Source organism: Prochlorococcus marinus str. MIT 9302 (assembly GCF_000759975.1).
Taxonomy (GTDB): domain Bacteria; phylum Cyanobacteriota; class Cyanobacteriia; order PCC-6307; family Cyanobiaceae; genus Prochlorococcus_A; species Prochlorococcus_A marinus_M.
On sequence record NZ_JNAM01000010.1, the window covers coordinates 329207 to 339761 of the forward strand.

General features: G+C 30.8%; 10 protein-coding genes. 2 read left to right on the top strand and 8 right to left on the bottom strand.

Features of this window, described 5'->3' with window-relative positions; all coding sequences use genetic code 11:
* Nucleotides 1-2: 2 nt before the first annotated feature.
* A complete protein-coding gene (locus EU96_RS02775; RefSeq protein ID WP_032526990.1) occupies nt 3-929 on the top strand; it encodes a hypothetical protein in 927 nt (308 codons plus the stop codon).
* A gap of 99 nt (nt 930-1028) precedes the next feature.
* The gene (locus EU96_RS0109280) at nt 1029-3374 is read left to right on the top strand and encodes a type II secretion system protein GspD (RefSeq protein WP_052044264.1); all 2346 of its coding nucleotides are present in this window, start codon (nt 1029-1031) and stop codon (nt 3372-3374) included.
* Between the two features lie 14 nt (nt 3375-3388).
* Here EU96_RS0109280 and EU96_RS02770 read toward each other — a convergent pair whose 3' ends face one another.
* From EU96_RS02770 to EU96_RS10325, 8 genes are all read right to left on the bottom strand, one after another.
* The gene (locus tag EU96_RS02770) at nt 3389-4750 is read right to left on the bottom strand and encodes a prepilin-type N-terminal cleavage/methylation domain-containing protein (RefSeq protein WP_032526992.1); all 1362 of its coding nucleotides are present in this window, start codon (nt 4748-4750) and stop codon (nt 3389-3391) included.
* A 2-nt stretch (nt 4751-4752) separates the two neighbouring features.
* Complete coding sequence (locus tag EU96_RS02765) at nt 4753-5331, bottom strand: hypothetical protein (protein ID WP_032526993.1); 579 nt, start codon at nt 5329-5331, stop codon at nt 4753-4755.
* 1 nt (nt 5332) lies between these two features.
* Nucleotides 5333-7561 carry a hypothetical protein gene (locus EU96_RS02760; protein WP_032526994.1) on the bottom strand — a complete coding sequence of 743 codons (2229 nt, stop codon included), beginning with the start codon at nt 7559-7561 and terminating at the stop codon, nt 5333-5335.
* A 19-nt stretch (nt 7562-7580) separates the two neighbouring features.
* Nucleotides 7581-8129, bottom strand: coding sequence for a prepilin-type N-terminal cleavage/methylation domain-containing protein (locus EU96_RS09655; protein WP_052044265.1), 549 nt, complete (start codon nt 8127-8129; stop codon nt 7581-7583).
* 147 nt (nt 8130-8276) lie between these two features.
* Entirely contained in the window at nt 8277-8891 is a 615-nt protein-coding gene (locus EU96_RS02755) for a pilus assembly FimT family protein (RefSeq protein ID WP_032526996.1), read from the bottom strand.
* Nucleotides 8888-9331 carry a hypothetical protein gene (locus EU96_RS0109290; protein WP_032526997.1) on the bottom strand — a complete coding sequence of 148 codons (444 nt, stop codon included), beginning with the start codon at nt 9329-9331 and terminating at the stop codon, nt 8888-8890. The genes EU96_RS02755 and EU96_RS0109290 overlap by 4 nt, the downstream gene beginning before the upstream one ends.
* Before the next feature lie 40 nt (nt 9332-9371).
* Nucleotides 9372-10172, bottom strand: a complete 801-nt coding sequence (locus EU96_RS02750) for a prepilin peptidase (protein WP_032526999.1) — start codon at nt 10170-10172, stop codon at nt 9372-9374.
* Between the two features lie 15 nt (nt 10173-10187).
* On the bottom strand, nt 10188-10555 hold a 368-nt coding region (locus tag EU96_RS10325), incomplete at its 5' end, for a hypothetical protein (protein WP_032527000.1).

The window sequence follows — 10555 nt, forward strand, 5'->3', positions numbered from 1 at the left end:
TTATGAGTAATAGTATTCAAGATTTCATTGGTCAACTAAAAAATATTGATGTAGCAAATCTCTTAGAAAAAGCAAAAACTGTAAAAATAGAAGATTTTAGAAATATAAAATTTTCTGATCTATCTAAAATAAAAGATAGTAAGTATTTTTATCCAATATCTGGATTTTTATTCGCATCTTTATTTACAATTTTCACCACTATACCCTCGTACAAGTCGATGAAAAGTACTATAGATAAATCAAAAAGATATTCTTATGAAGCAAATAAGTTGGAATTACTAAATACTAAATTATTTAATATTAGAAAGGCTTTAGAAAGACTAAATACCACTATCCCAGAAGTATCAAACTTAGTTATTACAGATGAATCTTTAGTATATTTAACAAAAATAATTGATGAATCTGCAATTAGATCTGCGATAACTATTTCTCAATTTAGACCAATTAATGAACAAGAACTACAAGCTTGTTCATCTTTATCTGAGGAAGAAAGAGCAGCAGACTTACAATCTTCTTTTGCTAATAATGATATCCCAATGTCCATGGACGATCAAAACTTTGATGAGGAAGCTGGCTTCGATGATTTAGAAAATGGAGATATGGAATTATCAAATCAAAAGTCAGTTGAAGAGATAGAAAGCCTACTTAATTATTCCAAAATAATTGAAAATATTGATAGCCCCTTAGATGGCTTTAAAAATGATATTGAGGCAGGATATAAATCAAATTTTTATGAAATCATTGTCACAGCAGATTACATAAATATTTTAAAGTTTCTTAAATCTATTCAAGAATACGAACTATTTATTATTCCCTATTGTTTCGCTCCAATGATAGTTTCAAATCAAAATAATAATGAATTTAACCAAGTTTTGTCTCCTAATGGAGAAGTAAAAACAAAGATAATTTTAAATATTCCAACGAAATAATTCGATTTATTATTATTTCTAAATAACCTCATGACTATATATGGACCAAAATAAAATCACTGCTAATGTGAATTAAAATAAAGTTAATTTTATTGCCTTGTGAAAAGGAAAAGAAATAATTTAGTTGGTATATTTGTTGTTTCTTTAGCAACTTTTATATTTTTGGATATTCCTGTATATTCAGATCATAACTTTGAGTTGGAAACGAAAAGATATAAACAAAATGCTAAGTTTCTAGATTCAATTTCAATAGGAAATATTCCTGAAGAAAAGAAAACAATATCATTAGAAATTGCTAAAGATCAAAATTTCTTAAAGTTGATAATTAAGGATGTTGGATTTAATTCAAAAGTATTTACTAAATATAAAGAAGATATTATTAATTTTGAAATTACAACCATCAATAAAAGGTCTATTGAGAAAAATGAACAAATTATAGAAATACCATCTCAAGGGATAGTTCAAGCAAGACTTCATGGAAAGGAAAAAAATTATAAATTAGATTTAAAACTTGATGATCGAATTTTAAAAGAAGATGTCCAAATAACTACATTAGGCGCTGATGTCGTGTTGAGTTTTGAAAAACTTACTCTCACTAGAGAAGAAGCTTATGAAAAAAATATGAAGATAATTGCACAGCCTAAATCAAAAAAAATTAATATTAAACAAAAAGGGGCAATAGCTCCTCCCTTAGGCGATATAGCCATTGGCACCACAATAATACCTAATCCAAATTTACTTAATTTAAAAGGTCCAAAAGTTTCGCTTGTTTTTAAGCAGACTCAATCCAAAAAGGCTCTTGAATTTTTATTATCGAAGGCTAATTATGGCTTTGTTTGGGTTCAGAAAGATCCTTCCTATAACCCAGATGGTAATTCCTCTTCTTCAACTCAAACCATATCAAATGAAGGAACAAATTTAGCAACTCAAAGTATGGATGGAAGTTCGATGGGATTATCAAACTCTCAAACTCCAGACTCTGCTGAAAAAAATGCTGATAGTCATAGATATATTACTCTAACCTTAAAGGATGTTCCTTTTAATAATGCTTTTAACGCTGTCTTAATGGCAAGTGGTATGCAAGCTAAATTAGAAAATGGGATAGTTTATGTGGGCCCAAATGTTCGAGAATCTGTTTTTAATAGCCGAATCTCCAGAGTTTATAGATTGAACCAAACAACAGCTAATGCTGCTGCATCTTACCTTGCTAATTTAGGAGCTAGAGTAACCAGAACTACTACTATCGAGACAGCCGTAACTCAAGGAGTTTCAGCATCTAGCTCTGTTTCTGGTGCGGCAAATTCATCCACTACACAATCAGGTTCCTCAACTTCAGTAGAAGTTTATGGTTCTGATATAGGTCCATTATTAGGTTTAATAGCTACAACAGATGATCGTCTTCAAACAGTCACTATGATTGGAGCAGCAGATGTTGTGAGTGTAGCTGAGGAATATCTCAAAAAACTTGACTTAAGACAAAGGCAAGTTGCTTTGTCTGTGAAGATATTAGATGTCCAACTTGATGATGGTACAAGTTTATCCAATAGTTGGGCGATGAAACAAAATAATAATTTCATAGTTAATGATTCTGGAAAACTAATTACTGCTTTTGGTAAATATTTACCTCCCAACGAATCGAATGATTTTGCTGATCCTAGAGGTCAAGGTGATGGAAGTAGCGATAACGTTGAAAATATAGCAAGTGATTCTTCGGGAACTCCTCCTATCGTCACTACATTAACCCAAGTTAGAAGGCTTAATCCCGTAAATATGTATACGAATCAAAATTTTATTACGTTTCTAAGGGCTCAAATAGTTTCCAAAAATACTAAAATTTTGGCTAGTCCAACTCTAATTTTGAATGAATTCCCTGGAAAATCAGGAGGAGAAGCTGTCACATTCACAGATGTATCAGAAGCGTTATCATCTGGATCTATTGGAAGATCTTATGGAAATGAAGGATTTGTTATCGTAGGTAATCAACTCCCTATTAACTGTACTGCTGAAGGAGATACTGCTTCATTTGAATATGGGATAGCAGGTCTAACTTTTGGCGCTAGGGTTTTAAGAATTGATGATAATGGATACGTTACTTTTGCCATCTCTCCATCAGTAAGTGCATCATCTTCTACTAGAGAGATTAACGGATGTGGAATTATCGACCTTTTATCAGTAAGAAGACTTGATAGTGGATCAATAAGAGTGAAGGATGGCCATACACTCATCCTTACGGGGGTTTTAAATTCTAATGACAAAGAGACTATTACCAAGTTCCCATTTTTTGGGGATCTTCCAATTATTGGTCATTTCTTTAGAAACAGGGTTTCGGCTAAGGATCAACGAGAACTGGTTATTATGGTCACCCCAAGATTGTTAGATGGTTCTGATGGTGAATTTGAAAATATTAATACATTTACATCTTCTTATAAAGATGATTTGCAATAGCAAAAAAATTAAAATTATCTAATTACGCTACATTTACCATTAGTCTTGTTTGAGATTTCACCCATCCATCCTCCTGACCTACAAAAATCAAGACCTATGGATATTGAATCAACTTTTACGGGATCCCATCCAGCAGCTTCTCTTTGCTTGTTGTATTGTGAAAAACAGTCTGCATATTTTTGATATCTTCCATTACAACCACCGTAAGAACTTGTATATCCATCAGATATCAGAATTATTTGAGAAACATTTTGATCCTGTATTGATTTCATAAGTCCACTCCAAGGATTTGTACCTCCCCCTGGCCTTAAGTGCCTGACAAAGTTGATAGCTTGTGCTTTTGTATCAGGATTGATAGCTTTTGAACCTCCTGGCCACAGAAAAGTACTATATGAATTAAATTTGACAACTTGTAACATGACTCCTGGATTTAATTTATTAATATTTTTCATAACCTCTTCTTTAGCCGCTTCCAAACAATTCTTACCTTTTGCCCTACACCCTCTCATGGATCCCGAAACATCTATATAGTAAGTTTGTTCGTTAGTAGTACTACATGTTCCAAATACACAACAAGGAGGGGTAGAACAAGGTTGTTGTTTATTACTTAAATTAAAAAATGAACTTCCTATATCTCCAATTAAGTTCTCATCTTGGATTTTTGCATACCCACCTGATGATTTAGTAATCGTTGAATATTTATTGCCTTGCAAAACTGTTTCTGCAGAGATACCTATCTCAGCAGCTTTATTGAATGGAGCGGTACATATAATAATTCCTTTAACTTTTCTTTGAGTCCAGCCTCTTATGTTATCGCATGGCATAACATCATCTGGTTGATATTTTATTCTGTCTGAAATGATTGTTCGAGAAATCTTTGTTGGGATATAAAACCCTTTTTGGTCTAATTGAGGACCGTCTCTAAAAAGCTTATAAGATCCTCCCCTTCCTTTATAATTAGTATCTTGTTGAAGAGTATAAACAATAGGACAATCTACCTTTTTCCAATTCACATTATTTTTGTTTTTATAACTATCGTTTGTTAATGCTTGATCTGGCAGTGTTAAACCCAGAACAAATTCTCCCTTATTTTGTGGGACACACCTTGAAGGTATACCGCTCCAACTTGAAATAACATTTTTACTACTCTTAACTTCATCTACAACAAAATCAAGTGCATTTTCTATTTTTGTACTTAATGCAATATTAGTATTGTCGTTTTTATTAGAAGTTAAAATTACATTAACTAATGAGTAGGCGATACCTAATACTACAGCAGAAATAGTAGAAGCAACTAAAAGCTCGGCTAATGTGAATCCATTTATTCCTTTCTGCTTGCTTCTTCTTGAGAATCTTTTTCTAAAATAATTAAACATTTTTAACCCTTAGTACACCAACTATGAGCTTCACTGGTTAGATCAAGACTACTCCAATGAATATTTTGATTGTTCAAATTAACAATGTAGACAATTTTAGCGATGCTTCTGTCCATAGTTAAATCATTTCCCAGTCCAAGAGGTCTAGAACTTATAACTTTTCTTGTTATTATAACGGGTTGTCCACGAAAAACCTTGACTCTGCTTTGACCTACATAACTATTTTGACTTGAGCCTGGTTTCCAGGAGAAATCATCTGTGGTGAAAGACCTAAATGTATTAATTAAATCATCACAATATTTTCTAGAAATATCATACTTAGCGGCAGTATTTCCTTGCTTAGGCTTGAAATGTTGCACAAATAAATTGTTTTTTATAGTTTCAATATCTCTATTTATTTCATTATTAATTGCCGAAGTTAAATTTGCTCTGTATAAAGTTTCTTGCCTCTTAGAAATAAAAATTATTGAATAAGAAATTAATAAAGATAATAAAACGATACTGATTATACTTTCAGTTAAACCAAAGCCACTATTGTTTGAGATAGATTTTCTTTTATATTTTCGCAATAAATTAAACATTCTAATCAAAATTTCTTAATGTATCCCACACTCTTACGGATTGGCCTCTGTAATAAGGAACACCATAATTAAAATCTATATTTCCAAATCTTTCAACTAATTTTGTACTAAGGTCAAGATCAAAATCCCAATTTATAAAACCCGAATCATCAAAACATACATTTTTCATCCATACTATTGATTTGAAATTCTTATCAACTTTTTGTTCATTTTTTTCTAATTCAATTCCATAATAACTAATCCAAGATTGTCCATTAGGAGCAAGTGTAAAAGGAGTATTCCCCAGTGGAACATAACCACCATTTACGTTTATAGGAACTAGTTGTCCTTCGGTAGAAATATTATTTCCTCCTGATTGGAAATTTGAAGTTATATTCATTCCTCTTAGGCTATAAAATCTATTTTTTTTATCCCAAACTAAAGCAACGTTGTCATAATGTGTGGAACCTGGATTAGAAATCTTTCTTCCAGTTGCTATTATTTCTAAATTATTCATATAAGAATCCCAATAACGACTAGTTTTATTTTGGAATGGAATGAGCTTTCCATTAGGGCTTTTTATTAATCTTGGAGATCTATCATGCTTTGGGCCATCAGGATTATCAATAAAACCATATACACCTCTAGAAATTACGATATTTCTCATTCCAGTTACAGGTTTTTGATAGTAAGGAGCCAAAGATTTTGTAGTTGAGAATGTAGTCTTAGGTCCATAAACAAATGCGCTGAATTTATCAGATGTCCTTTTTCCAGTTGTGTTGCTGACAATAAAAGTATTAAAAGGAATCTCTTTGTTTTCTCTAAGTGTAATTCCTCCATTAGATGAACAAGCTAATTCAGATTTTCCTTGCAATGTTCCTATAGAAGGTAAAGAGTTCTGACCAGGTTGTTCAAACATTATTGTGAGATTCTCAGGATCTCCTGATCCGCATTGAGTACTGCCCTTTTTTTTATGACAAATATGTCCTTTATTAGCGACATGTATTGATCCTCTTACTAATAATTTAATTCTAGATTGATTTGAAGTTGTTATCTCAAAAACCCCATCTTTTCCATATACAAAAAGATCATCGATCGTCACTATCCTTTCAGTGCTTGGAAAAGTGTTTATAGAACTAGAGAGTATTTCACAGTTTGATTGATTTTTTTTGTGACAAACAATTGAATCTAAGTTAATAATACCTTTGTTTGACTTAAATGAAGGTTTAGGTGGGAAACTTATTGGCTGCATCCAAATCCCTCCAGAACCTTTTGCATTGTCAGGCAAGTGATTTCTAATAGCTCCAATTTTTGAACCTATTTTTGCACAATCAGAATTAAAATATATATTTTTTCGCCAGATTATTGATCCAACTTTATCCCCAGAAACTCTAAAGTTACCCATATATAGAGATTGACCGAGATTAAAATCTCCATCCGCCTCATTCTCACCAGCACTTATTACTCCAAAAGCTTGAGGCGTTACTATCTTTGTAATTGATATATCGGCCCTCAATTTGTTTGATGAAATATTAGTATTTGGCGAATTTATAGGCTGAGAAAAACCTTCAATTACTAAGGCCGTAGATCCAGAGGCCTCACTACCTACAAAATCAGTAGCTTTTAGTGAGAAGCTTTGCTGATAATTTGATTTAGTCCCTTTGACATCAAAGCCAACTTTATCTTTGTTTCTATCAAGAAGATTTGTTAATCCACTTGAATAACTAAACCATGGAATTGAACCGGAATTAACTGAACCAAGGTAAGTGCATTTTGGGGCAATTTGTCGACCTAAACAATTCTTTCTTCCGTTACACCAAAGCCCTCCAGTATCAGTCCAATACATATTTGATAAGTCTGGGAAATATCCCTTTACTGGAATACCTGGCCATATATTTGGATTGGAACCTTTTAATGGGGTATAACAATCAGAATTTTGAGCGTCCAATGAACATGTTTTAGCCAGCCAATAATAATAGAGAACTCCACTTTTACTATTGTTTAAAAGTGATTGAACTGTAGCCACTCCAGATTCTGCTGAGTTCCTAGACTGTGACTCAAGCAAAGCAACTCTGTTGGTAGATAATCGATTAATAGAAACTGCAATTAGCCCTGTAATTCCTAAAGCAATACCAATAGAAAGAATTAGTATTTGAGGTAAAACAAATCCTAATTCTTTATCTTTATTAAAATAATACTTAAATTTTATTGAAGATTTTTTCTTAAAAAGTCTTATAAAAAATTTTTTCAAGAATCTATACTATCTTGAGTTAACAATTTATGTTTGGAACTCCCCTTCCCTTAACTGTTCTTTCTACAACTTTTGTAGCGCCTGTTGAGGAGTTGTAGCATGCTGATACCCCGTAGCCAGCGTTAGAATATTGTCCTGTGGGAAGAGCTCTGAAAAGAGTTCTTGTACCACTTTGTTGCATATAAACTTGAAAATATCCACTTGGAGAAAACCAACTAGTGGAACTTCTACTTGTGTGATCATAGGCTGTATTAGTTTTGCAGTAGCTAGGGTTGTTATTTCTACAACCAGTAACACTAATATATTGTCCTAAATCTTGGCTGGACCTTGCATTCATACTATATTCCGTGAAATAAGCTTGAGCTGCTTTAGTATAAGAAGCTAATAGTGTGGCAGGCTCTTTCTGCTTTGCTTTGTCGCTAGCATTTTGGAAACTAGGAATTGCAATTGATGAAAGAATTCCGATAATAACGACAACAACTATTAATTCAACCAAGGTAAATGCAGAATTAGATTGATTATTTTTTGTTGCTAAATACTTTATAAGTTTGAGTTTTAGAGCCGTCATTTAATATTAGATTTATATATAGAAAATTATAATAAAAAAGAAAAAAATAGACAAGTAATATACCTAAAGTTTAATGTTATAGACTCATTATTGTATCAAGAAATACTTTATTAAAAGTGAACAGATTTAAAGTCAATAAATCACTAATTAATTAGAAATGCAAATGTTTTCTCTAAGACTGTAATTAAATTTACTTCCAACTTTATTGGAATAATAATTAATCCTATTACTGTATATACCTGTTCTAACAGTTCCTGCAGGAGATTGAATTACAAGACATTTTGGTTGTTGGGAAGCTGTGTATTGATTATGCCTACCACCAACAATTACTACAAAAGCGTTTTGGTTATTATTTAATGAAATTTGTCCTTTTGGAGTTATATCAAATTCAGTGCTTACTTCCTGAAAAACAGTTTTGTTTATGTTTGGTATTGCTGTAATTACATTATTCCTAGATGTATTGTTTAATCCAATGCAATTAACTGAGAATCCTTTGCCCTCGCTTCCAGGTGAAATGGTGGTTAATTTAACTGAGCAAGTACCTCCCCATCTCCTTGTTTCTCTTCTTATTAACCTAAAAAAACTGGCCAATTCATTTAGATAAGAATCTTGATTAATTTGGTAAACCCACCTAAGAGAAGAGGGTATGGAAATTGAGGCTATAAAACCAATTAATGCTGACACTATTAATAACTCAACAATAGTGAAAGCATTAGTTGAATGATAATTTCTTTGTGAAAATTGAAAATTTATTTTTTTCAATTTCCTATGCTTGAATTAAAGCCGTTATAAATATCATTAGTATTTTTTGAGATTGGATTTAATTGCTTATCTAAGAATATATTGTAAGTTTCCCAAACCTGTTCAGAATCTCTGACGATACGATTTTCAGGAAATCCTATAGTGCTTTTTTTTTCGCTAAACAAATATTTAGCTCCAAAAAAGTCATCAAGCTGACTAGAGATCTTTTGACTTTGTACTTGATTGTAAGAATTTTTGTATAGGGCTTGATCGAATGCATCCTCTATAGAATTTGACTCTTCGCAATACGTATATTTTTTATACTGTTTATCTAATCTATCTAACTTAACTTCACTATTGCAAATTAGTTGTGAATAAAGAGTATTAGGGAATAGAAAACTTAAAAAGGCATAATTTATAATAAAGCTTATAGAAAATTTATTTTTAAAAAAAGTTGTCATTGTAATTTTCCTTTTGGCCTACTTTACACAAGATAACTATTTAAGAAGAAATATACAATCTTGAAAATAAATTCCAAATATTTTCGCTACCAAATAAAGCCACAAAATAAGCAGATAAGGATATGAATGGAGCAAATGGTATCTTATCTTTCCGATTTAATTTGTTTAATAAAATTCCAACTAAGCTAAAAATACCTCCTAAATAGATTGAAAGAACAAATACAGCAAACAAGTTATTGAAACCCAACCAGAATCCAACTAAACCATAAAACTTTGAATCTCCAGATCCAAAAGCATATTTGCTAGTTATTAAAAATATTATAAAAATAATAATCTCTAGGGATAAAAACCCTACTATCCCAGAAAATAATCTATTTAGTAAATAATAATAATCATTGTTTAAAATTGATATTGATATCGAGTTTAAAAAAGCGAAACAAATTCCAAGAACTATAACCCTGTTAGGGATTATTAAGTTCTGAATATCAATTATTGCGATGATATAAATTAGTAATGAAAAAATAGATAAACTAATTAAGTTATTTCCAATATTTATATTTTCATTTAAACCTAAGCTTAAACCATTTATTATAAAGATTAAAGAAACCAAGAATTCGTTTAAAGGGTATAAATAAGATATTTTTGATTGACAATAACTGCATTTTCCTTTTAATACTATCCATGAAATAATAGGTATTTTGTGAATCCATTTTATTTCTCTATTACATTTAGTACAAAAACTATTTGGTTTTATGATGGAGATATTTCTTGGAACTCTATAAATAATTACATTTGAAAAACTTCCAAAAGCAAGTCCAAAAATAAATAATATTAATATCATTATTTTTCTGAAAATCTAGTCTACAAAATTATCAAGACATATATCAGAATCTTTTATTAGTGTGGAGCAAGGTTGAATATTTTTAAGATAAGAGGAATTATTCTTATCAATTTTTTTAAATTTAAAGTTTAATTCTTTAATATTTTTGGTCTTTTTATTTTGATTTTCAGTCTTAGGATCATTTAAGATTTTATTATTAGTATTTTCTTGATTATCTTTAGTCTTAGAATCATTTAAGATTTTATTATTAGTATTTTCTTGATTATCTTTAGTCTTAGAATCATTTAAGATTTTATTATTAGTATTTTCTTGATTATCTTTAGTCTTAGGATCATTTAGGATTTTATTATTAATATTTTCTTGATTATCTTTGGAATTTGGGT

What these genes read in the sequence shown, in the direction of transcription:
- EU96_RS02775 (WP_032526990.1), top strand. Translation starts at nt 3, where the DNA reads ATGAGTAATAGTATTCAAGATTTCATTGGTCAACTAAAAAATATTGAT.
- EU96_RS09655 (WP_052044265.1), bottom strand. Translation starts at nt 8,129, where the DNA reads ATGACGGCTCTAAAACTCAAACTTATAAAGTATTTAGCAACAAAAAAT.
- EU96_RS02770 (WP_032526992.1), bottom strand. Translation starts at nt 4,750, where the DNA reads ATGTTTAATTATTTTAGAAAAAGATTCTCAAGAAGAAGCAAGCAGAAA.
- EU96_RS0109290 (WP_032526997.1), bottom strand. Translation starts at nt 9,331, where the DNA reads ATGACAACTTTTTTTAAAAATAAATTTTCTATAAGCTTTATTATAAAT.
- EU96_RS02765 (WP_032526993.1), bottom strand. Translation starts at nt 5,331, where the DNA reads ATGTTTAATTTATTGCGAAAATATAAAAGAAAATCTATCTCAAACAAT.
- EU96_RS02750 (WP_032526999.1), bottom strand. Translation starts at nt 10,172, where the DNA reads ATGATATTAATATTATTTATTTTTGGACTTGCTTTTGGAAGTTTTTCA.